We start from the raw sequence: 21090 nt of genomic DNA, 5'->3' as shown, positions 1-21090 counted from the left end.
CAACGGGCTCAGTCGACGCTGTGCGAGGCGAGACGGCGGTAGGCGGCGTCGGCGAGGAGGCCGGCGTGCGACCCGACGGCGTGGACCTTCCCGTCGACCATCCAGGCGACGCGGTCGGCGTGCGCGAGCCACAGCGGCGAGGCCGTGACCACGAGGGTCGCCCGGCCGGCGCGGGCCGCGGCGACGCGCGCGGCGATGATCGACTCGGTGTGGGCGTCGACGGCGGACGTCGGGTCGACCGCGAGCAGCGTCTCCGGTTCGGCCGCAAGCGCTCTGGCGAGGCGCAGCCGCTGCCGCTGCCCGCCCGAGAGGTTCCGGCCGCCCTCCTCGACGAGGAGGTCCATGCCCTGCGAGGCGACGTCGTCGGCGCACGCCGCCTCGATCGCCCGCCGCGCCTCGTCCTCGGGCACGCGCATCGTCGCGGCGAGCGTCCCGGTGAACAGGTGGTCCTCGTCGGTGAGCAGCATGATCCGCGACCGCACCTCGGCGAGCGCGAAGTCCGCGACGGGCCGCCCGCCCCAGGTCGCCTCCGAGTCGCGGTAGCGGGCCAGCCGCTCGCACGCCTCGGCGGCGGGCGCGGTCTCGGCGGTCACCACCACGGTGAGGCCCGAGACCGGCACGGCCAGACCGGTCTCGGGGTCGCGCAGCTCGCCGCCACCGCCGGTCGCGGTCCCGTCGTCGGCCAGGTCGGGCCCGATCTCCAGCACCCGCACGATCCGCTTGGCCGCCACCCACGCCGCCACCAGGTACTGCGAGCAGCCGATGAAGTTCCCTGAGATCGCGATGAAGATCGTCGCGAAGCTGAACGCCGAGGCCAGCCCGCCGATGGTGATCGCCCCGTCGGCGGCGAGGAGCGCCCCGACCCAGGTGATGACCGCGACGAACACGATCGGCATCGAGTGGCGCAGCGCGTGGATCCACGAGCTGGGCCCGGCGACCTCGTACCCCTTGCGGCGCAGCTCGGTCGAGCGCTCCCGGTAGCGGGCGGCGAACAGCAGGTCGCCGCCGACGCCGCGCAGGACCCGCAGGCCCCCGACGATGTCGGCCGCGTGCGCGGACAGGTCGCCGATCCGGGCCCGGTAGTCCGACTGCCGCGACTGGAGCCGCCCCAGCAGCGGCCCGGCGATCACCGCGGTCACCATGCTGCCGCTGATGATGACGACGCCCAGCAGTGGATGGATCGACCACACCAGGGCCGCGCCGACCGCGAACATCACCAGCGTGTTGAAGAAGAACCCGGCGTCGTTGACCGCCCGGGCCGCGCGCCGGGCGTCCTCGCTCGGCAGGTTGAGCAGCTCGCCGGCCGAGACCCGGTCGCGCACTGCGGGGCCCGAGCTGTTGAGCCGGTCGGTCAGGTCGCGCACGATCGCCCGCTGGTTCCGCGCCTCGACCGTGGAGAACTGCCGGAACCCGTTGGCCCACAGGATGGGCTGGAGGACCACCAGCACGGCGGCCGCCCCGAGCCAGATCGCGAAGTCGCGCGCGGAGCGGGCGATGAGTCCCTCGTCGATGACCTTCCCGATGATCCACAGCTGCGGCATCGAGGCGCACGACGCGCCAGCGTAGAACAGCATGCCGAGGACCAGCCGGGCCCGGTTCGGACGCGCCTGCCGGAGGAGCAGCCGCATGGGGGTGAGCGGCCGGGGTGCTGGGGGCATGGAACGGAAGCTTACCTGCCGACCGGCTGTGACGCCTCCTCCGTTTCCGCCCGGGAAATCGGCACTGAGACGAGCGTCGCGGGCCACGCAGTTTGGAAACCCGCAGGAAGGGGAACACGAAGTCCAACATCGACCCCCGATGCAACACAGTGGAAGGACACGACATGCCCTACGTAGCTTCGCGTCACAACTCGTTGATCGCACACGTCATCACGATCGTGTTCGGCCTCATCGCCCTGATCATCCTGCTGCACCTCGCGTTCGTCCTCCTGGAGGCGAACCCCGGCAACCCCCTCGTCAACATCATCGGCGACATGGCGAACTGGTTCTCCTGGCTGTTCAGGGACATGTTCACCATCGACGACCCGAAGGTCCGGGCCGTCGTCAACTACGGCCTCGCGGCCCTGGTCTACCTCCTCGTCGGAGGCGCCATCGCCGGCGCCGGCCGCCGCTGGCGCTCATAGCCCGAGCACGGACATGGGGCCCGGCCGCCCAACCCGGCCGGGCCCGACCGCTGCCCGCCCCCGATCGCCCCGGCCCCGGCCCGAACCGGCCCGGCAGGCCCTAGAGTCGACACCATGGGCATGAACTGGCGCACGGCCGTCCTCGGGCAGCTGGAGTTCTACTGGGACTTCCACTTCCGCCCCCGCATCGAAGGCCTCACCGACGACGAGTACCTCTGGGAGCCGGTCGACGGCTGCTGGACCCTCCGCCCCGACGCCGCGGGCGACCTCGTCATGGACGAGGCGCAGCCCGCCCCCGAACCGCCCCCGGTCACCACGATCGCCTGGCGCGCCGCCCACGTCGGCCGCGACGTCCTCGGCATCCGCGCCCGCGCCTTCTTCGGCCCGCACGACGGGCTCGAGGACGCGGGCATGTTCGACCGGCGCCTGTGGCCCGAACCGCTCCCCGCCACCGCCGACGGCGCGATCGCCATGCTCGACGGCGCCTACGGGCACTGGCGCGACGCGATCGGCGCCCTCACCGACGAGGGGTTCGAGGCCCCACTGGGCCCCAAGGGGAAGCCGTACGACCAGGACAGCATGGGCGCCCTCCTCCTCCACCTCAACCGCGAGGTCATGGCCCACGGCGCCGAGATCTGCCTCCTACGCGACCTCTACCGCGCCGAGCACGGCGGCCGATAACCGCGTTGCCGTCCCGTCGCCGCGGTGCGACCCTGTGTGCATGTCCGAACCGATCGAGGAGCTCCGCACCCGCTACCGAGGCCGCACCTGGGCGCCCGTCGGCATCGGGGAGTCCGGCGCGCACGTGTGGCGCCTCGACGGGGCCGCCCCGCTGTACGTGAAGGTCGGCGCCGGCCTCGCCCGCGAGGCGAACGCGCTCGCCTGGCTCGCCCACTTCGACCTCGGCGCCCCCGAACTCGTCGACAACGGCCAGCTCGGCGACGGCCGCGACTACCTCGTCACCACGGCCGTGCCCGGCCGCTCCGGCGCCGAGCCCTGGCCCGCGTCCGAGCGCCTCGCCGTGGCCGAGGCCGTCGGCCGCTACCTCGCCCGCTTCCACACCCTCCCGGTCGACCGGTGCCCCTTCCGCGGCGAGCCCGGCGGCGACCCCGTCGTCTCCCACGGCGACTTCATGCTGCCCAACGTGATCCTCGATCCGCTGACGCTCACCGTCACCGGCGTCGTGGACGTCGGCTCGCTCGGCGTCGCCGACCGCGGCCGCGACGTCGACGACATGGTCTGGAGCCTGACCGGCGGCCTCAACCCGCAGTACGGCGCCGTGCACGCCGAGCGCTTCCGCGAGGCCGCGGCCGGCCGCGGCCTGCTCCGGCGGGAATGACGAAGCCCGGCCGCAGTCGCGACCGGGCCCCGTCCACGCCGTCAGTCGGCGTCGCGCATCCGCAGGAGCTTGCGCGCCTCGACCGTGCTGATGGCCGGCCGCTGGGCCAGCGCCGCGGCCTCGGCCGCGCGCGCGACCAGCTGGTCGTTGCCCGTCACCGGCCGGCGCCGCGCGAAGGACACGGTGTCCTCCATGCCGACGCGCAGGTGGCCGCCGTGCGCCAGCGAGGCGAACATGACCGGCAGCGTCGACCGTCCGATCCCGGTGGCGGAGAACGTGGTCCCCTCCGGCAGGTAGCGGCGGACCCCCTCGGCGAACGCCGTCACCGTGGACGCGTCGCCCGCGGCCCCGCCCGGGACGCCGAGCACGAAGTCCACGTGCACGTGGTCGCCGAACGGCAGCCCGTGCCGGTCGAGCAGCCGCTCCAGCGCCGACAGGTGCCCCAGGTCGAACAGCTCGTACTCGGGCACGACCGCCGCCTCCCGCATCCGCTCGTGGAGGCGCACCACGAACTCCCAGCGGTTGGTGAACACGTCGTCGCCGAAGTTCACGGTGCCCATCGTGCACGAGGCCATGTCCGGTTCGGCGTCGACGACCGCGAGGCGGGCCTCCTCGCCGTCGCGGACCGACCCGCCCGTCGAGAGCTGCACGATGAGGTCCGTCGAGTCCCGCAGGGCCGCGACGGCGTCGCGCAGGCGCACCGGGTCGAGCGTCGGCTTCGCCCCGTCGTCGCGCAGGTGCACGTGGATGATCGAAGCGCCCGCCCGCTCGCACCGCACGGCGGTCTCGACCAGCTCGTCGAGCGTCACCGGCAGGGCCGGGACCTCGGCCTTGTCGACCTCGGCCCCCGTGGGCGCCACCGTGATCAGCGTCCCGGTCATCCGACCTCCGCCGCCTCGTCCTGGCGCGCGGACGCCTGCCGGGACTGCGCGGCCGCCGCGTTCCCGGCCTCCTTAGCCGCGTGCGGGGCGTGCATGTTCGCCCACCACGCCTGGCCGGCCTTCGGCAGCGTGTCGATCGGGTCGTAGAACGGGTACCGGCGCGTGAGCGCGTCGGGGTCGTCGGCCTCGATGGAGGTCCGGTAGTTCTTCGTCCAGTACGAGATGCCCAGCTCCCGGTCGTACTCCGACAGCTGGTGCACCCAGCGCTTGCCGACCATCGGCACGTCGCAGATGATCCGCGGCGTCGCGTACCCGGGCAGGTAGCCCATGATCGCGGTCTGGAGCTCCTGCGCCTGCGCGACCGAGGTCCGCCAGTGCTCGGCGTTGGGGATCATGTCGCACATGTAGAAGTAGTACGGCAGGATGTTCGCCTCGCCCTGGAGTGCGAAGCACAGGTCCAGCAGGTCGGCCTGGGTGTCGTTGACGCCGCGCATGAGCACGCCCTGGTTCCGCACGTCGCGCACGCCCGCGTCGAGCATCGCGGCCGCGGCCCGCGCCACCGTCGGGGTCACCGAGTTGACGTGGTTGACGTGGGTGTGGATCGCGAGGTTGACGCCCTGCCCGGCCGCCCGCTTGGCGACCCGCGCCATGCCCTCGACGACCTCGTCCTGCAGCCAGTGCTGCGGCAGCCCCATGAGCGCCTTCGTCGCCAGCCTGATGTCGCGGATCGTCTCCACGTCCAGGAGCCGGTCGAGGAACCGCTCCAGCTGCTTCCACGGCAGGTTCGCCACGTCGCCGCCGGAGACGACCACGTCGCGCACGCCCGGGTGCGCCTGGAGGTACTCGAGGATCGCCGTCTGCCGGTCGACGGGCTTGAGCGAGAGGCGCCGCTTGTCGACCGTGGGCGTGGAGTTGCCGACGAGGTCCATGCGGGTGCAGTGGCCGCAGTACTGGGGGCAGGTCGAGAGGAGCTCGGCGAGGACCTTCGTGGGGTAGCGGTGGGTCAGGCCCTCGACCGCCCACATGTCGTGCTCGTGCAGCGAGTCGCGCGCCGCGAAGGGGTGGGAGGGCCAGTCCGAGCGCCGGTCGGAGGCGACCGGGAGCATGTAGCGGCGCACCGGGTCCGCATAGAACGCGTCCGTCCACGAGCCCGCGCCGGTCTCCTCGACCGCGGGGACCATCGTGTTGAGCATCTGGGGCGGCAGCAGCATCGACATCGTCGCGCTGTGCGCGATGTCGGCCTCCAGGTCCTCGTAGAACGACTCGTGCAGCCGGTCGCCGAACAGCTCGCGCAGCTGCTTCACGTTCTTCACGCAGTGCACGCGCTGCCACTGCGCCGAGGCCCAGTCGGCCTCGGTCACGCCGGCCCAGCCGGGGAACCGGGTCCAGTCCGGCTCGACCAGCTCGCGGCGCCGGTACTGGTACGGCTGTTCGATCATCTTGGGCACCGTTGCCTCGAATGGTCGATCGGCCACGTTCTCACCTCCATGTCCGGGATGTTCGGCCCGGGGAAACGTCGCGGGCGGGGGTAGACCGCCTTGTGACGAGGATAACCTTCCGTTACAGTTGCTCGCTAGGTCTCGCATATTGAGATTCGATCAACTCCCCGTTGCGACGAAGCACAGAAGGGCGGCAACGATGTCGACAGGCTCACCGGTCGGATCGCACCGGGTCGTCAGCCCCGCCGGAGCACTGCCACAAGCGGCCGACCGGCTCGACCCGAACCCCGAGATCCGCGACGACGAGGTCCGCATCAGCGTCGAGCGCCTCAACCTCGACGCGGCCTCTTACCGGCAGCTCCGCACCAAGCACGACGGCGACGGCGACGCCGTCCGCGCCGAGGTCCTCGCGATCGTCGCCGAGCGCGGCAAGATGCAGAACCCCGTCACCGGCTCGGGCGGCATGCTCATCGGCACCGTCGACGCCGTCGGCCCCCGCTCCCCGCTCGGCCTCAAACCCGGCCAGAAGGTCGCCACCCTCGTCTCCCTCACCCTCACCCCGCTGCGCATCACCGACGGACTGGAGCGCTGGGACGGCGAATCCGAGCAGGTCCCCGCCGCCGGCACCGCCATCCTCTTCGGCCGCTCCATCGCCGCGCCCCTGCCCGACCACATGCCCGAGGCCCTCGCGCTCGCCGTCTTCGACGTCTGCGGCGCCCCCGCCCTCGTCCGCCGCGTCGTCTCCCGCCGCTACCACTCCGGCCCCACCGTCGCCGTCCTCGGCGCCGCCGGCAAGTCCGGGTCGCTGTCCCTCGCCGCCGCCAGGGACGCCCGCGCCGCGAAGGTCCTCGCCGTCGTCCGCGACCAGATCGAGGCCGCCCAGATGCGCCGCCTCGGCCTCGCCGACGAGATCGCCGTCGCCGACGCCACCGACCCCCTCGCGCTCTCCCGCAGCGTCACCGAGGCCCTCGACGGCCGCGGCGCCGACGTCACCGTCGTCTGCGTCGACGTCCCCGGCTGCGAGCACGGAGCGGTGCTCGCGACCGCGACGGGCGGCACCGTCGTCTTCTTCTCCATGGCGACCTCCTTCCCGCAGGCCGCTCTCGGCGCCGAAGGCCTCGCCGCCGACGTCGAGATGCTCATCGGCAACGGCTACGTCCCCGGCCACGCCGACTACGCGCTCCACCTCATGAAGGCCCACCCCCGCCTCAAGGAACTCTTCAACGCCCGCATCGGAGGACGGCACGCATGACGACCCCGCTCCTGCCCCTGGACGCCGACCTCGTCGCCCGCGCCCGCCGCCTCGCCGCCAAGGCCGCCCAGCCCGTCGTCGACCTCGCGCGCAGCCACACCACCGTCTCCGTCGAACGCGCCACCCTCCGCCTCGCCGGGCTCACCGGCGCCGACGCCGACGGCATCCCCTGGGTCAACCGTCTCGCCGACGCCGTCCAGGAGCAGGTCGGCATCGAGCACGGCATCGCCCTCCCCGTCTTCCACGCCCTCGCCGACCACCCCGACCTCGAACGGCTCGCCCACGCCGCCGCCGCGGGCGGCGTCCGCTTCGCGATCCCCGAAGGCCGCGCCGCCGACGACGCCCGCGCCCGCGCCCGCGGCGCCGTCGGCGCGGGCTTCGACCGCATCGACGACCAGCGCGGCCGCCGCGACGCCCTCGTCGCCGAGATCGGCGACCCGCCCCAGCGCCCCTGGATCTACCTCATCGTCGCCACCGGCGACATCTACGAGGACATCCCGCAGGCCCAGGCCGCCGCCAAGGCCGGCGCCGACGTCATCGCCGTCATCCGCTCCACCGGCCAGTCCCTCCTCGACTACGTCCCCGAGGGCGCCACCCGCGAGGGCTTCGCCGGCACCTACGCCACCGGTGAGAACTTCCGGCTCATGCGCGCGGCCCTCGACGACACCTCCCGCGAGGTCGGCCGCTACATTCGCCTCACCAACTACGCGTCCGGGCTGTGCATGCCCGAGATCGCCGCGCTGGCGGGCATGAACCGGCTCGACATGATGCTCAACGACTCCATGTACGGCATCCTGTTCCGTGACATCAACCCGATCCGCACCTTCGTCGACCAGCGCTTCAGCCGCCAGGTCCACGCCCGCGCCGGGATCATCATCAACACCGGCGAGGACAACTACCTGACCACGGCCGACGCGGTCGAGGCCGCCCACACCGTCACCGTCTCGCAGCTCCTCAACGAGCGCTTCGCCCACGAGGCCGGGCTCCCCGACGAGCTCCTCGGCCTCGGGCACGCCTTCGAGATCAACCCCGAAGTGCCCGAGTCGTTCCGGCTCGAACTCGCGCACGCGCTCCTGGCCCGCCAGCTGTTCCCCGACGCGCCGCTCAAGTGGATGCCGCCGACCAAGCACATGACCGGCGACGTCTTCCGCGGCAACCTCCTCGACGGGTTCTTCAACCTCGCCGGGGTCATGACCGGCCAGTCGATCCTCCTGGTGGGCATGATGACCGAAGCGGTCGTCACCCCCTGGCTCTCCGACCGCGACATCGCCCTCCAGAACGTGCGGTACGTCCTCAGCGCCTGCGCCGGCCTCGCCGAGGACTTCCACCCGCCCGCCGACGGCTTCATCGCGAACCGCGCCAACCACGTGCTCGACGAGGCCGTCGACCTCCTCGGACGCATCTGCGACGACGGCCTGCTCAACGCCATCGCCGACGGCACCTTCGGCATCATGAAGCGGCCCGCCGACGGCGGCCGCGGCCTCGACGGCGTCGCGAAGCGCGCCGACGGCTACTGGAACCCCGCAGTCGACCTCCTGGACGGAGCCAGCGCATGAGCCGCATCGTCCGCCCCTACGGCGACACCACCGGCGACGGCATGGTCCAGCTGTCGTTCACCCTGCCCGTCCCGCACGACAAGCGCGCCGAGGGCGCCGCCCTCCAGCTCGCCGCCAAGATGGGCCTCGACGGCGCGATGCTCGTGCACGCCAAGCCCATCGGCGAGTCCTACACGTTCTTCGTCGTGTACGGCGCGAGCACCCACCTGGTCAACCTCGACGAGGTCCAGGTCGTCGAGCGCGACTACCCGCACCTGAGCCCCAAGGAGGTCAACGACGCCGTCCGCGAGAAGCTCGGCCGCAAGATCACCGTCGTGGGCGCCTGCATCGGGACCGACGCGCACACCGTCGGCATCGACGCGATCCTCAACATCAAGGGCGTCGCGGGGGAGAAGGGCCTGGAGTACTACCGCGAGCTGCGCGTGGTCAACCTCGGCGCCCAGGTCGCCGTGCCCGACCTCGTCAACCGCGCCGTCGACGAGGGCGCCGACGCCGTCCTCGTCAGCCAGGTCGTCACCCAGAAGGACGCCCACCTGCACAACACCCGCGAGATGTCGGCCGCGTTCCGCGAGGCCCTCCCGCCCGGCAGGCGCCCGCTCCTCGTCGTCGGCGGCCCCCGCTTCGACGAGGGCGCCGCAGCTGAGCTCGGCGTCGACCGGATCTTCAGCCGCGGCACCATGCCCTCCGACGTCGCGTCCTACCTCGTCCACCGCCTCGTCTTCACCAGCAGGGAGACCGCATGACCGACCACGACGGCACCACGGTGACCCACCGCCGCTACATCCCCTACTCGCACGCGCATTACGGCGGGAACCTCGTCGACGGCGCTTACGGGCTCGGCATGTTCGGCGACGTCGCCACCGAGCTGTGCATCCTCACCGACGGCGACGAGGGCCTGTTCGCGTCCTACTCCGACGTGCAGTTCAAGGCCCCCGTCAGGGCCGGCGACATCGTCGAGGCGACCGCCGTCGTGGTGCGCACCGGCAGGCGCAGCCGCACCGTCGAGTTCACCCTCACCGTGGTCTGCCGCGCCGACCCCGAGCGCGCCGACTCGGCCGCCCGGGTCCTCGACGAGCCCATCACCGCCACCACCGCCACCGGCATCGTGGTGGTCCCTTGACCGCCGTCATCGTCTGCGTCGACGTCGGCTCGACCTACACCAAGGCCGCCGCCGTCGACGCGGACTCCGGCGCGCTCGCCGGCGCCGCCTCGCACCCGACGACGCTCGCCACCGACGTCATGGACGGCCTGCGCGAAGCGGTCGCGGCCGCGGTCCCCGCCGGCGCCGCCGTGGTCGACACGCTCGTCTGCTCCTCCGCGGGCGGCGGCCTGCGCCTCGCCGTCATCGGCAACGAGCCCCTGGTCACCGCCCGCGCCGCCTACCGGGCCGGGCTCAGCGCCGGCGCCCGCGTCGTCGACGTCCGCGCCGGGCACCTCGGCCCCGGCGACTTCGCGGCCCTCACCGCCGCCCGCCCCGACGTGATCCTCCTGGCCGGCGGCACCGACGGCGGCGACGAGACCGTTCTGCGCGCCCACGCCGAAGACCTCGCCGACTCGGGTTCGAGGACCCCGGTCGTCCTGGCGGGCAACGCGAGCGCCGCCGCCGACGTGGCCGCGCTCCTGGAGGCCGCCGGCGTCCCGGTCACCGCCGTCGGCAACGTCCTGCCGCGCATCGGCTCGCTCGACCCCGTCCCGGCCCGCACCGCGCTCCGCGAGGTCTTCCTGCGCCACGTCATCGCCGGCAAGCACCTCTCGGCCAGCGCCGAGTTCACCCGCATGGTCAAGGCCGCCACGCCCGACGCGGTGCTCACCGGCGTCGAGCTGCTGGCCGAGCGCACCGGCGACCTCCTCGTCGTCGACGTCGGCGGCGCGACCACCGACGTCTACTCCGTGCTCACCCCCGACGCCGAGCTCCAGGGCCCGCGCGCCGAGGTCGCCGGGACCGCCTGGCGCTCGCGGACCGTCGAGGGCGACCTCGGGGTCCGCCACACGGCGGTGGGCATCACCGAGGCCGCCGAGGAGGAGGACCTCCCCGGCGACTGGGACCTGCCCGACGCCGCCCGCAGGCGCGGCGCCGACCCCGCGCTCCGCGCCGCGACCGACCGCGAGCGCGAGTTCGACCGGGAGCTGAGCGCGCTCGCCGCCCGGATCGCGGTGCGCCGCCACGCGCGCGGCGAGCGCATCGGCGGCCCCACCGAGCCGCTGCGAGGCGGCAAGGACCTCGCCGCCGTCGGCACCGTCGTCGGCTCCGGCGGCGTGCTGCGCCGCGATCCCGAGGCGGTCGCACGGCTCCGCGACGCGGTCGGCGGCGACACCTCGGGCGGCGTGCGGCCCCCGAAGGACGCCCGCTTCACCGTCGACGCGGACTACCGCCTCGCCCCCGCGGGACTCCTCGCGGCCGAGGGCCGCCGCGACCTGGCCGCGCTGCTGCTGGCCGACCTGTAGCCGATCCGCGGGCAACCCGGGACGCTCCTCTAGGCGTATTCCTACTGGAAATCCCAAGCCGCCCAACGAAAGGCAATCATGCAGCGACGCGACGTAGTCAAGCTCGGCGCGGGCCTCACCGCCGCCGCCGGCACCGTCATCGGCACCGCCGGGACCGCGCACGCCGAGACCGAGACCGCCGAGGTCACCGACGTCCACAGCGCGGCCAGGGCCATCAAGCGGGTCTGGGACCGCCAGACCGGGAACGCCGGAGGCACCTGGCAGGGGACGGTCACCCTCTTCGACGGCGGCACCGCCGTCACCGCCGTCGACCAGGACTCCACGAGCGTCCAGACCGCCGCGAGCATGAACAAGCTCGGCATCGCGCTCGGCGTCCTCGACAAGGTCGACCGCGGCGAGCTCTCGCTCGACGACCGCATCACCCTGACCGCCGACATCATCCTCACCGGCTCCGGGTTCTACTTCCACCAGGGCGCCTACGGCGACGAGATCACCGTGGCGAACGTCCTCGTCGCCATGCTCCTGGTCTCCGACAACACCTCGGTGCGGCTGTGCGGCCTCGTGTGCCCGCCCGCCGAGATCAACGAGACGCTCGCCGCGAAGGGCTTCACCGACACGCGCGTGATCCCCAACCCGGCGAACCCCAACCGCATGTGGCTGGGCGACACCACCACCTCGGAGTCGGCCGACCTCATGCACCGGCTCGCCCTCGGCGAGCTCCTCTCGGCGGACTCCACCCGGTTCTTCCTCGGCGTCCTGTCGGGGCTGTCGGGCTACCACGACGGGTTCCGCCGCGAGATGTCCTCGGCCGAGCGCTCCCGCATCGCCATGAAGTACGGCGCCGACGACGCCAACCGGAACGAGTCCGGCATCGTCCTCGGCACCGACGGCTCCCCGCTCCTGGCCTACTCCTTCATGGCCCAGTTCGAGGACCACTGGGACAACTACGGGGCGACCCACCCGGCCGTCCAGGCCCACGCCAAGATGGGCCGCAGGTTCTTCGACATCGCGAACAGCGCCGGCCTCGGCAGCGTGACCGCCCTGTTCGACCCGCAGGACCACGGCACCGGCACCTCCGGCCTCTAGGGCCGCAGAACCCTCGACCCACGGCGCACCGCCCGGCGATCCCCGGGCGGTGCGCCGTGCCCTGCGTCGGTCCGCGTGCGGACGCCCGGACCCCTGTGCGCAGGAGTGATGTACGGTTCGGTGCGTATCCCACACATAAGGAGTGATCGACCGTGGACGTGGAGCGCACCGAGCTGCCCGGTATCGGAGTGCGGTTCGAGTTCGAGACGAAGCGCCATGTGCGCCTCGGCATCGTCGCCCACCGCGAAGGCCGCCGCGACTTCATCATCTACGACCCCGACGACCCCGACTCGATGCTCGACTGCATCGTCTTCTCCGCGGACGAGTCGGCCGCGATCGGCGAGCTCCTCGGCGGCGCCCGCATCGTCGAGAAGCTCAACCGGCTGCACCACGAGATCGACAACCTCGTCTCCCAGCAGCTCAAGGTCGGTGCGACCAGCCCGTACGCCGAACGCCCGCTCGGCGACACCCGCGCCCGCACCCGCACCGGCGCGTCCATCGTCGCGATCGTCCGCGCCGACGGCGTCGAGACCGGCCCGCCGCCCTCGGCGATCCTCCACGTGGGGGACCGGCTCGTGACCATCGGGACGCAGGAGGCGGTCGAAGGCGTGGACCAGATCCTGCGCGGGATCGAGTAATGCACGGAACCGTCGAGCTCCTCCTCGAACTCGGCCTCCTCGTAGGAGCCCTCGGACTCCTCGGAGCCTTCGCCGGCAAGGCCGGCGTCTCGGCCATCCCGCTCTACCTCATCGCCGGGCTCGCCTTCGGGCACGGCGGCATCTACGAGATGCACGCGATCACCGGCTTCCTCGACGTCGGCGCCGAAGTCGGCGTCGTCCTCCTGCTGTTCACGCTCGGCCTGGAGTACACCCCGCGCGAACTGCTCGGGACGATGAAGACCTCCTGGCTCGGCGCCGTGGTCGACCTCGTGCTCAACGCCGCCCCCGGCGTCGCGTGCGCGCTCATCCTCGGCTGGGGGCCGATCGCGGCCGTCGTCTTCGGCGGCGTCACGTACGTGTCCTCCTCGGGCATCATCGCGAAGGTCCTCTCCGACCTCGGCTGGCTCGGCAACCGGGAGACCCCCACGGTCCTCGCGCTGCTCGTCGCCGAGGACATGATCATGGCCCTCTACCTGCCGATCCTCACCACGCTCCTGGCCGGTCTCGCGTTCACGCAGGCCGCGTGGGGCCTGGGCATCGCCCTGCTCGCGGTCGCGGGCGCGTTCGTGGTCGCCTCCAGGTGCGGCCACCTCCTCTCGCGCTTCCTCGCCTCCCCGAACGACGAGATCCTCCTGCTCAAGGTCATGGGCATCGTCCTGGTCATCGCCGGCCTAGCCGAGCAGGTCCACGTCTCGGCCGCCGTCGGCGCGTTCATCGTCGGCATGGCCCTGTCCGGCGAGGTCTCGCGCCAGGCCGAGGAGACGCTGGAGCCGCTGAAGAACCTGTTCGCGGCGATCTTCTTCGTCAACTTCGGCCTGGAGACCGATCCGACGGCCCTCCCACCGGTCCTGCCGATCGCGATCGCCCTCGCGGTGGTCACGATCGCCACCAAGTTCGCCACGGGGTGGTGGGCCGCGGGCAGAAGCGGTTCCGCCTTCACGGGCAAGCTCAGAGCCGGGCTCGTCCTCCTCCCGCGCGGCGAGTTCTCGATCGTCATCGCCGGCCTCGGCGTCGCGGCCGGACTCGATCCGCAGCTCGGGTCGGTCGCCGCCGCGTACGTGCTCATCATGGCCGCCATCGGCCCGCTCACCCCGCGCCTCGCGGGGCCGATCGTGGCCAAGCGCCGCAAGAAGGCCCGCGCCAGGCGCCTGGCCGAGTCCGCCGCCTGACACCGGTGGCGGGGGCCCGCGGTTCCAGAGTGAAACCTGCGACTCCCGCCACCGCACGGTGCCGACCGTTACGCGGGCTTGATACAACTCAGGGATGGCTGAAACCGCGAACCCCCGCCCCGAAGACGAAGTCGTCGACATCGCCCGCGACCTGATCCGCATCGACACGACGAACACCGGCGACAACGCGACCGCGAAAGGGGAGCGCGCCGCCGCCGAGTACGTGGCCGAGAAGCTCGCCGAGGTCGGCCTCGAACCGAAGATCTACGAGTCGGCCCCCGGCCGCGCCTCCGTGGCCTGCCGCTTCCCCGGCGCCGACCCCACCCGCGGCGCCCTCCTCCTCCACGGCCACCTCGACGTCGTCCCCGCCGAGGCCGGCGAGTGGACCGTGCACCCCTTCAGCGGCGAGATCAAGGACGGCTACCTGTTCGGCCGCGGCGCGGTCGACATGAAGGACTTCGACGCCATGGTCATCGCGCTCGTGCGCGACTGGAAGCGCACCGGCAAGGTCCCCCCGCGCGACCTGGTCCTGCTGTTCACCGCCGACGAGGAGGCCGGCTCCGACTACGGCGCCCGCTTCATGGTCGAGGAGCACCCCGAGGTCTTCGAAGGCGTCACCGAAGCGGTCGGCGAGGTCGGCGGGTTCTCCATGACCCTCCCCAACGACCTGCGCGTCTACGTCGTCCAGACCGCCGAGAAGGGCCTCGACTGGCTGCGCCTGCGCGCCGCCGGCCGCCCCGGCCACGGCTCGATGCTCCACGACGACAACGCTGTCACCCGCCTCGCTCGCGCCGTCGCCAACATCGGCGGGCACGAGTTCCCGGTCGAGATGACCCCCACCGTCCGCCAGTTCCTCGAGACGGTCTCCGAGCTCACCGGCGTCGAGTTCGACCCGTCGAACCCCGACGAGGCCGTCGCCAAGCTCGGCCCGATCGCCCGCCTCGTCGGCGCGACCCTCCGCAACACCGCCAACCCGACCCGCCTCAACGCCGGGTACAAGACCAACGTCATCCCCTCCAGCGCCGAGGCCGTCATCGACTGCCGGTCCCTCCCGGGCCGCAACGACGAACTCGAGGCGACCCTCAAGGAGCTCGCCGGCGCCGGGATCGACTTCGAGTACGAGATCCGCCAGCCCGGGTACGAGACGTCCTTCGACGGCGCCCTCGTCGACGCCATGGCCGAGGCGATCCGCCTCGCCGACCCCGGCGCCCGCACCGTCCCCTACATGCTCTCGGGCGGCACCGACGCCAAGGCCTTCGCGACCCTCGGCATCCGGTGCTTCGGCTTCGCGCCCCTGAAGCTCCCCGCCGACCTCGACTTCACCGCCCTGTTCCACGGCATCGACGAGCGCGTCCCGCTCTCGGGCCTCCGCTTCGGCGTCGACGCCATGGACCGCTTCGTCTCCCGGTCCTAGCCGCACCCGGATCGGGGGCGGTGAGCACGCTCACCGCCCCCGATCCCGCCGACCCCTGGACAAGCCGCCCGCGACTGCCCTAGAGTCGTCCCCGATGTTGATTCTCTTCTCCTAGAAGCAGCCAGGTCACCGCGTCGAGCACGGCTCCGCGACGACCGCCACGGCACGCATCGATCCCGTTCCCGAAGCACCGCGCTTCGCAATCGGCGTGCCCTCCCGTCCCGCACACCACTGCTTCTCGGAGGCGCTCTTGTTCCGCCATGTACATCTGACCCTGGTAGACGTGTCCAAGCGATACGCCGACCACCTCGTCCTCGACCGCGTGTCCTTCGCCGTCAAGCCCGGCGAGCGCCTCGGCGTCGTCGGCGACAACGGCTCGGGCAAGTCCACCCTGCTCCGGCTCCTCGCGCAGACCGAGGAGCCCGACAACGGCGAGCTCACCGTCGCCTCCCCGGGCGGCGTCGGCTACCTGCCCCAGCAGCTCGACCTGCCCGAGGACCGCACCGTCGCCGACGCGATCGACCTCGCGCTGGCCGACCTCCGCGAGATCGAGGCCGCCATGCGCGCGACCGAGCGGGCCCTCGCCGACGGCGACGAGTCCGCCGCCGAGGCCTACGCCGGCCTCCTCGCGCGCTTCGAGGCCCGCGAGGGCTGGGACGCCGACCTGCGCGTCGACCTGGCGCTGGCCGCCCTCGGGCTGCCCGGACTCGACCGCGACCGCCCGCTCGGGACCCTCTCGGGCGGCGAGCGCTCGCGCCTCATGCTGGCCGCGACCCTCGCGTCGCGGCCGGCGCTGCTGCTGCTCGACGAGCCGTCCAACGACCTCGACGACGCGGCCGTGGCCTGGCTCGAAGCGCAGCTGCGGGACTGGTCCGGCACCGTCGTGGCCGTCACCCACGACCGGGCCTTCCTGGAGGCCGTCGCCACCACCATGATCGAGGTCGCCGACCGCAAGGCCCGCCGCTACGGCAACGGCTACGCCGGCTACCTCACCGCGAAGGCGACCGAGCGCCAGCAGGCGCAGGCCGCGTACGAGCAGTGGCGCACCGAGGTCGCGCGCCAGGAGGGCATCGTCGACCACAACGCCGGCCGCGCCGACGCGATCCCGCGCAAGCTCCCGATGGCGAACATGTCCACCGGGGCCTTCCGGGCCCGCAACCGCGACCACGGCGCCGGGAGCCGCATCAAGATCGCCAAGCGGCGGCTCGAGCGCCTGCACGCCGACCCGGCGCTGCCGCCGCCCGAACCGCTCCGGTTCGAGCCCGCGCTCGCCACGGCCGGCGCCGCGACCGACGCGCCCGCGCTGCGGCTCCAGGGCGTGCGGGTCGGCGACCGGCTCGCCGTCCCGGAGCTGACCGTCGCGAGCGGCGAACGCGTGCTCGTCACCGGGCCCAACGGCGCGGGCAAGACCACGCTCATGCGGGTCCTCGCCGGCGAGCTGGCCCCCGACGAGGGCACGGCCGAGCGCACCGGCGCGGTCGGCCACCTGCGCCAGCTCTCCGGGCCCGGCTCGGGCCGCACGTCGGTCCTGCGGGCGTTCGCCGCGGGCCGCGTCGGCACGCTCGAAGAGCACGCCGAGGCCCTGTTCGCCTTGGGGCTGTTCGCACCCGAGCAGTTCGGGACCCAGGTCTCGGCCCTCTCCACGGGCCAGCGCCGCCGCCTCGAACTCGCCCGGCTCGTGTCCCGCCCGGTCGACGTCCTCCTCCTGGACGAACCGACGAACCACCTGTCCCCGGTCCTCGCCGAGGAGCTCCAGGAGGCCCTGGCCTCCTACACGGGCACGGTGGTCCTGGTCAGCCACGACCGCCGGCTGCGGGCGTCCTTCGAGGGCCGCCGCCTGGAGATGGACGCCGGGGCCGTCGCCGAGTGAGCCGCGCTCACCGGTGCGCCATGACCAGCTCCCTGCCGGTCGTGGCGCACTGGGCCGCGTACTCCGAGGGCGGGTAGCCGATGAGGTCCTTGAAGTCGTTCGTGAAGTGGGCCTGGTCGGACCAGCCCAGTTCGGCGCCGAGCCGCGCGAGGTCGGCGTGCGGGTCGGCCGCGAGCCGGTCGGCGGCGTCGTGGAGCCGGTAGCGGCGGATCAGCGTCTTCGGGCCGAGCCCGATGTAGGTGTGGAAGAGCCGCTGAAGGCTCTTGGGGGACATGAAGAACCGGGCCGCCGCCTGGTCCACGCGGGTGATCGAGCGGTCCTCCAGCAGCGCCTGGACGACCGTCAGCACCTCCTCGTACCGCTCGTCGGGGCCCGCCGGCATCCGCGCCTCCAGGAACGCGGTGACGGCCGAGGCGGCCCGCTCGTCGCCGCCCGACAGCACCGTCTCGTTCAGCTCCTCGATTCCGGCCCCGAACACGGTGGCCGCGCCCGCGACCCAGTCGGCGAACTCGACGGCCTCGATCCCGGTGAACGCCGTGAACCCGCCGGGGCGGAACTTCGCCCCGAACACCCGGCCCCGGCCGGTCAACGGATGCCGCGACACCGCGATCCCCGGACCGTGGACCTCCGCGCCCAGGAACGGCATGAAACTCAGGTTCACGCACGGGTGGGGGACCACCACCGACTCGTACGAGTCGCCCTCCGGCAGGTCCCAGTGCACCGCCCAGAACCGCTCCACATACCGCCCGAGCGGCCCCTCGATCGGGTACCGCCGCAGGTCGATATGCCTGGCGGCCTCCTGCGGCCGCAGAATGCCCTTGTCGCTCGTCGTCGGTCCGTGCATGCCCCGAGGATATGCCCGGGGTCCGTCGCTTTTTTACAAGCGCAGGTCAGCGGTATCGAGAAGACTGGGGGCATGACAGCAACCAATGTGAATCCGATCCCCGAGGGCTACCACTCGATCACGCCGTTCATCGTCGTCAAGGACGCGGCGAAGGCGATCGACTGGTACGCCGAGGTCTTCGGCGCGCGGGTCCTCACCCGCAACGACATGCCCGACGGCACCGTCGCGCACTGCGAGATCCAGATCGGGGACTCGATCGTGCAGCTCGGCGACGTCAACGAGGCCTTCGGCATGACCACGCCCGACCCCGAGCGCATCACCGCCTCGCTCGTCCTCTACGTCGAGGACTGCGACGCCGTCCACGGCAAGGCCGTCGCGGCCGGCGCCACCTCCCGCGAGGAGCCCGCCGTGTTCGTCACCGGCGACCGCTACGCCTCCATCGCCGACCCGTTCGGGCGCCGCTGGTCGATCATGACCCGCGTCGAGGACGTCTCCCGCGAAGAGGGCGAGCGCCGCGTCAACGAGTGGATGGCCTCCATGGGCGAAGGCCAGTAGCACCGTCCGGGCCGCGGGCGGGAGACCGCCTGCGGCTCAATAACTCTCGGGGTACCCCACGGTCGGCGCCGAGACGTCGTCGAGCGCCAGGCGGATCTCCGGGGGCAGGAACAGCTGCTCCGCGGCCAGCGACGCCCGCAGCTGCGTCGCGTTCCGCGCGCCCACGATCGCCGAGGCCACACCCGGCTGGTCCCGCACCCACGCCAGCGCCACCTCCAGCGGGCTCACCCCGAGCCCCTCGGCCGCCGTCGCGCACGCCTCCACGATCCCCGCCGACCGCTCGTCCAGGTACGCGCCCGCGAACCGCGACCACTGCGCCGAGGCCGCCCGCGAGTCCGCGGGCCGCCCGAACCGGTACTTGCCCGTCAGCACCCCCCGGCCCAGCGGCGACCACGCCAGCACCCCCAGCTCCATCGCCAGGCACGCCGGCAGCACCTCCCGCTCGACTCCGCGCTGGAGCAGCGAGTACTCGACCTGGCTCGCCACGATCGGCGTCCGCCCCGGCCACGCCGCCTGCCACGCGTACGCGCGCGCCGTCTGCCACCCCGTGTGGTTCGACAGGCCCACGTACCGGACCTTCCCGCTGGCGACCGCCCCGTCCAGGACCGACATCGTCTCCTCCAGCGGCGTGTCCGGGTCGTACACGTGCAGGATCCACAGGTCGACGTAGTCAGTCCCCAGCCGCCGCAGCGACCCCTCCAGGCAGCGCATGAGCCACCCGCGCGAGGTGTCGCGCTTGCGCGGCGCCCCGTCGGTGCGCACGCCCGCCTTCGTCGCGATGTGCAGCTCCGAGCGCGCGGCGACCTTCCCGATGAGCTGCCCGATCGCCGCCTCGGCCATGCCCTGCCCGAACACGTCGGCGGTGTCCACGAGCGTGCCGCCGGCCTCCACGAACGTCTGCAACTGCGCGGCCGCGTCCTCAAGGCCCGCTTCGTCGGTGGTCCACGTCATGGTCCCCAGGCCGAGGGAGGAGACCTCGATGCCGCTGCGTCCAAGTGGTCGGCGTTCCATGGGTTCACAAGGTACAGCGAAGGTGATTCACGGGAAAGCCTCAGGTGCGCTCGAGGCCACGTCCCCGATCCCGCGCGCGCTGGCCGCCCGCCCGGTTTCCGAAATAGGATCGCGGGCATGGAATCCTGGACCGCACCGCACGTACCCGCCCTGCCCGGCCACGGCCCCGCCCTGCGCCTGCACGACACCGCGACCGCGGGCCCGCGCGAGACGGTCGCCTCCGACGCGGACCGCGCGAGCATGTACGTGTGCGGCATCACCCCGTACGACGCGACCCACCTGGGCCACGCCGCCACGATGATCACCTTCGACCTCGTGCACCGGTACTGGCTCGACCAGGGCATCGACGTGCACTACGCCCAGAACGTCACCGACGTCGACGAGCCCCTCTTCGAGCGCGCCGAGCGCGACGGCACCGACTGGCAGGTCCTCGGCCTGCGCGAGACCGCGCTCTACCGCGAGGACATGGAGGCCCTGCACGTCCTCCCGCCCCGCCACTACATCGGCGCCGTCGAGTCCATCCCCTCGGTCGGCAAGGCCGTCGCCCAGCTCCTCGCGAACGGCGCCGCCTACCGCCACGAGTCCGGCGACGTCTACTTCGCGGTCGAGTCGGACCCGGCGTTCGGCGAGGAGTCGAACTACGACCGCGCCGCCATGGTCTCCTACGCCCGCGAGCGCGGCGGCGACCCCGACCGCGAGGGCAAGCGCGACCCGCTCGACCCGGTCCTGTGGAACGCCCCCCGCGAGGGCGAGCCCTCCTGGGACACCGAGGTCGGCCCCGGCCGCCCCGGCTGGCACATCGAGTGCGCCTGCATCGCCCTCGACTACCTCGGCGAGCAGATCGACGTCCAGGGCGGCGGCTCCGACCTGATCTACCCGCACCACGAGATGTCCGCCTCCCACGCCCAGACCCTGACCGGCAAGCGGCCCTTCGCGAACGCGTACGTGCACACCGGCATGATCGGCCTCGACGGCGAGAAGATGTCGAAGTCCCTCGGGAACCTCGTGTTCGTCTCCAAGCTCCGCGCCGAGGGCGTCGACCCCTCGGCCGTGCGACTCGCCCTCCTGTCGCAGCACTACCGCTCCGACCGGCAGTGGAGCGGTGCCGTCCTCGCCGAGGCCGAGCTGCGCCTGGGACGCTGGCGCGAGGCCGTCTCCCGCGAGCTCGCCGTCCCCGCCGGCGCGCTCCTCACCGCCGTCCGCGAACGCCTCGCCGACGACCTCGACACTCCGGGGGCGCTCGCGGCGGTCGACGAATGGGCGCAACGGACACTCTCCGCAGGCGGGGAGGATCCCTCCGCAACCGGTCTCGCCCGAGACACGATCGGAGGATTGCTCGGCATAGACTGCACGCGCTGATTGTGCGATATGCCGAGTATCGGTACGCTTAACTACTGAGCGTGGCCGACTCCCCATCCTCCTGGAGTCGAATTGAAGATTCTGCTGCT

General features: G+C 72.6%; 20 protein-coding genes. 15 read left to right on the top strand and 5 right to left on the bottom strand.

Annotated elements, in window-relative coordinates:
* Window positions 1-8 precede the first annotated feature (8 nt).
* Window positions 9-1658 (bottom strand): ABC transporter transmembrane domain-containing protein, encoded by a 1650-nt coding sequence (locus ABD419_RS13960; protein WP_344487377.1) that lies wholly within the window; start codon window positions 1656-1658, stop codon window positions 9-11.
* Window positions 1659-1822: 164 nt separating this feature from the next.
* On the opposite strand from ABD419_RS13960, the gene ABD419_RS13955 reads away from it, so the two are divergent.
* The 3 genes from ABD419_RS13955 to ABD419_RS13945 all read left to right on the top strand — a co-directional run bounded on the left by ABD419_RS13955 (window position 1823) and on the right by ABD419_RS13945 (window position 3461).
* The gene (locus tag ABD419_RS13955) at window positions 1823-2122 is read left to right on the top strand and encodes a hypothetical protein (protein ID WP_344487375.1); all 300 of its coding nucleotides are present in this window, start codon (window positions 1823-1825) and stop codon (window positions 2120-2122) included.
* Between the two features lie 114 nt (window positions 2123-2236).
* A complete protein-coding gene (locus tag ABD419_RS13950; RefSeq protein ID WP_344487374.1) occupies window positions 2237-2803 on the top strand; it encodes a DinB family protein in 567 nt (188 codons plus the stop codon).
* Window positions 2804-2843: 40 nt separating this feature from the next.
* Window positions 2844-3461 (top strand): phosphotransferase, encoded by a 618-nt coding sequence (locus tag ABD419_RS13945; protein WP_344487372.1) that lies wholly within the window; start codon window positions 2844-2846, stop codon window positions 3459-3461.
* Window positions 3462-3502: 41 nt separating this feature from the next.
* Here the strand turns inward: ABD419_RS13945 and ABD419_RS13940 are convergent, their stop codons facing one another.
* Both ABD419_RS13940 and ABD419_RS13935 read right to left on the bottom strand, forming a co-directional pair.
* Entirely contained in the window at window positions 3503-4342 is an 840-nt protein-coding gene (locus ABD419_RS13940) for a beta-keto acid cleavage family enzyme (RefSeq protein ID WP_344487370.1), read from the bottom strand.
* A complete protein-coding gene (locus ABD419_RS13935) occupies window positions 4339-5781 on the bottom strand; it encodes a KamA family radical SAM protein (protein ID WP_344488020.1) in 1443 nt (480 codons plus the stop codon). The genes ABD419_RS13940 and ABD419_RS13935 overlap by 4 nt, the downstream gene beginning before the upstream one ends.
* A gap of 199 nt (window positions 5782-5980) precedes the next feature.
* On the opposite strand from ABD419_RS13935, the gene kdd reads away from it, so the two are divergent.
* The 10 genes from kdd to abc-f all read left to right on the top strand — a co-directional run bounded on the left by kdd (window position 5981) and on the right by abc-f (window position 17232).
* A complete protein-coding gene (kdd, locus tag ABD419_RS13930; RefSeq protein ID WP_344487368.1) occupies window positions 5981-7033 on the top strand; it encodes an L-erythro-3,5-diaminohexanoate dehydrogenase in 1053 nt (350 codons plus the stop codon).
* Window positions 7030-8589, top strand: coding sequence for a lysine 5,6-aminomutase subunit alpha (gene kamD / locus ABD419_RS13925; RefSeq protein WP_344487366.1), 1560 nt, complete (start codon window positions 7030-7032; stop codon window positions 8587-8589). The genes kdd and kamD overlap by 4 nt, the downstream gene beginning before the upstream one ends.
* Window positions 8586-9332, top strand: coding sequence for a lysine 5,6-aminomutase subunit beta (kamE, locus tag ABD419_RS13920; RefSeq protein WP_344487364.1), 747 nt, complete (start codon window positions 8586-8588; stop codon window positions 9330-9332). The genes kamD and kamE overlap by 4 nt, the downstream gene beginning before the upstream one ends.
* Window positions 9329-9709 (top strand): 3-aminobutyryl-CoA ammonia lyase, encoded by a 381-nt coding sequence (gene kal, locus ABD419_RS13915; RefSeq protein WP_344487362.1) that lies wholly within the window; start codon window positions 9329-9331, stop codon window positions 9707-9709. Before kamE ends, kal begins: the two co-directional genes overlap by 4 nt.
* On the top strand, window positions 9706-11034 hold the full coding sequence (locus ABD419_RS13910; protein ID WP_344487360.1) for a glutamate mutase L: 1329 nt from the start codon (window positions 9706-9708) through the stop codon (window positions 11032-11034). The genes kal and ABD419_RS13910 overlap by 4 nt, the downstream gene beginning before the upstream one ends.
* A 78-nt stretch (window positions 11035-11112) precedes the next feature.
* The gene (locus ABD419_RS13905; protein ID WP_344487358.1) at window positions 11113-12120 is read left to right on the top strand and encodes a serine hydrolase; all 1008 of its coding nucleotides are present in this window, start codon (window positions 11113-11115) and stop codon (window positions 12118-12120) included.
* A 152-nt stretch (window positions 12121-12272) separates the two neighbouring features.
* Window positions 12273-12758, top strand: coding sequence for a cation:proton antiporter regulatory subunit (locus tag ABD419_RS13900; protein WP_091049797.1), 486 nt, complete (start codon window positions 12273-12275; stop codon window positions 12756-12758).
* A complete protein-coding gene (locus ABD419_RS13895; protein WP_344487356.1) occupies window positions 12758-13948 on the top strand; it encodes a cation:proton antiporter in 1191 nt (396 codons plus the stop codon). The genes ABD419_RS13900 and ABD419_RS13895 overlap by 1 nt, the downstream gene beginning before the upstream one ends.
* A 94-nt stretch (window positions 13949-14042) precedes the next feature.
* Window positions 14043-15362 (top strand): M20/M25/M40 family metallo-hydrolase, encoded by a 1320-nt coding sequence (locus ABD419_RS13890; protein WP_344487355.1) that lies wholly within the window; start codon window positions 14043-14045, stop codon window positions 15360-15362.
* Window positions 15363-15630: 268 nt separating this feature from the next.
* Complete coding sequence (gene abc-f / locus ABD419_RS13885) at window positions 15631-17232, top strand: ribosomal protection-like ABC-F family protein (protein ID WP_344488018.1); 1602 nt, start codon at window positions 15631-15633, stop codon at window positions 17230-17232.
* Between the two features lie 7 nt (window positions 17233-17239).
* Here the strand turns inward: abc-f and ABD419_RS13880 are convergent, their stop codons facing one another.
* Window positions 17240-18076 carry an AraC family transcriptional regulator gene (locus ABD419_RS13880; protein WP_344487353.1) on the bottom strand — a complete coding sequence of 279 codons (837 nt, stop codon included), beginning with the start codon at window positions 18074-18076 and terminating at the stop codon, window positions 17240-17242.
* A 72-nt stretch (window positions 18077-18148) separates the two neighbouring features.
* Here ABD419_RS13880 and ABD419_RS13875 point away from each other — a divergent pair, with 72 nt between their 5' ends.
* Complete coding sequence (locus ABD419_RS13875; RefSeq protein WP_344487351.1) at window positions 18149-18631, top strand: VOC family protein; 483 nt, start codon at window positions 18149-18151, stop codon at window positions 18629-18631.
* A gap of 36 nt (window positions 18632-18667) precedes the next feature.
* On the opposite strand, the gene ABD419_RS13870 is transcribed toward ABD419_RS13875, so the two are convergent.
* A complete protein-coding gene (locus ABD419_RS13870; RefSeq protein WP_344487349.1) occupies window positions 18668-19642 on the bottom strand; it encodes an aldo/keto reductase in 975 nt (324 codons plus the stop codon).
* Between the two features lie 117 nt (window positions 19643-19759).
* Between ABD419_RS13870 and mshC the strand changes: the two genes are divergently transcribed.
* Complete coding sequence (mshC, locus tag ABD419_RS13865) at window positions 19760-21001, top strand: cysteine--1-D-myo-inosityl 2-amino-2-deoxy-alpha-D-glucopyranoside ligase (protein ID WP_344487347.1); 1242 nt, start codon at window positions 19760-19762, stop codon at window positions 20999-21001.
* Window positions 21002-21090: the final 89 nt, after the last annotated feature.

Source organism: Glycomyces endophyticus (assembly GCF_039531525.1).
Taxonomy (GTDB): domain Bacteria; phylum Actinomycetota; class Actinomycetes; order Mycobacteriales; family Micromonosporaceae; genus Glycomyces; species Glycomyces endophyticus.
Note: the sequence above shows the minus strand (reverse complement) of the source record. Positions and strands in the feature narration are given on the sequence as shown.

Excerpts from the sequence above, each read along its gene's own strand:
- ABD419_RS13950 (WP_344487374.1), top strand. The coding sequence starts at position 2,237 with ATGGGCATGAACTGGCGCACGGCCGTCCTCGGGCAGCTGGAGTTCTAC.
- kamE (WP_344487364.1), top strand. The coding sequence starts at position 8,586 with ATGAGCCGCATCGTCCGCCCCTACGGCGACACCACCGGCGACGGCATG.
- kamD (WP_344487366.1), top strand. The coding sequence starts at position 7,030 with ATGACGACCCCGCTCCTGCCCCTGGACGCCGACCTCGTCGCCCGCGCC.
- ABD419_RS13935 (WP_344488020.1), bottom strand. The coding sequence starts at position 5,781 with ATGATCGAACAGCCGTACCAGTACCGGCGCCGCGAGCTGGTCGAGCCG.
- ABD419_RS13905 (WP_344487358.1), top strand. The coding sequence starts at position 11,113 with ATGCAGCGACGCGACGTAGTCAAGCTCGGCGCGGGCCTCACCGCCGCC.
- mshC (WP_344487347.1), top strand. The coding sequence starts at position 19,760 with ATGGAATCCTGGACCGCACCGCACGTACCCGCCCTGCCCGGCCACGGC.
- ABD419_RS13940 (WP_344487370.1), bottom strand. The coding sequence starts at position 4,342 with ATGACCGGGACGCTGATCACGGTGGCGCCCACGGGGGCCGAGGTCGAC.
- ABD419_RS13960 (WP_344487377.1), bottom strand. The coding sequence starts at position 1,658 with ATGCCCCCAGCACCCCGGCCGCTCACCCCCATGCGGCTGCTCCTCCGG.
- ABD419_RS13880 (WP_344487353.1), bottom strand. The coding sequence starts at position 18,076 with ATGCACGGACCGACGACGAGCGACAAGGGCATTCTGCGGCCGCAGGAG.
- kal (WP_344487362.1), top strand. The coding sequence starts at position 9,329 with ATGACCGACCACGACGGCACCACGGTGACCCACCGCCGCTACATCCCC.
- ABD419_RS13945 (WP_344487372.1), top strand. The coding sequence starts at position 2,844 with ATGTCCGAACCGATCGAGGAGCTCCGCACCCGCTACCGAGGCCGCACC.
- ABD419_RS13895 (WP_344487356.1), top strand. The coding sequence starts at position 12,758 with ATGCACGGAACCGTCGAGCTCCTCCTCGAACTCGGCCTCCTCGTAGGA.
- ABD419_RS13890 (WP_344487355.1), top strand. The coding sequence starts at position 14,043 with ATGGCTGAAACCGCGAACCCCCGCCCCGAAGACGAAGTCGTCGACATC.
- kdd (WP_344487368.1), top strand. The coding sequence starts at position 5,981 with ATGTCGACAGGCTCACCGGTCGGATCGCACCGGGTCGTCAGCCCCGCC.
- ABD419_RS13875 (WP_344487351.1), top strand. The coding sequence starts at position 18,149 with ATGACAGCAACCAATGTGAATCCGATCCCCGAGGGCTACCACTCGATC.
- ABD419_RS13955 (WP_344487375.1), top strand. The coding sequence starts at position 1,823 with ATGCCCTACGTAGCTTCGCGTCACAACTCGTTGATCGCACACGTCATC.
- ABD419_RS13870 (WP_344487349.1), bottom strand. The coding sequence starts at position 19,642 with ATGGAACGCCGACCACTTGGACGCAGCGGCATCGAGGTCTCCTCCCTC.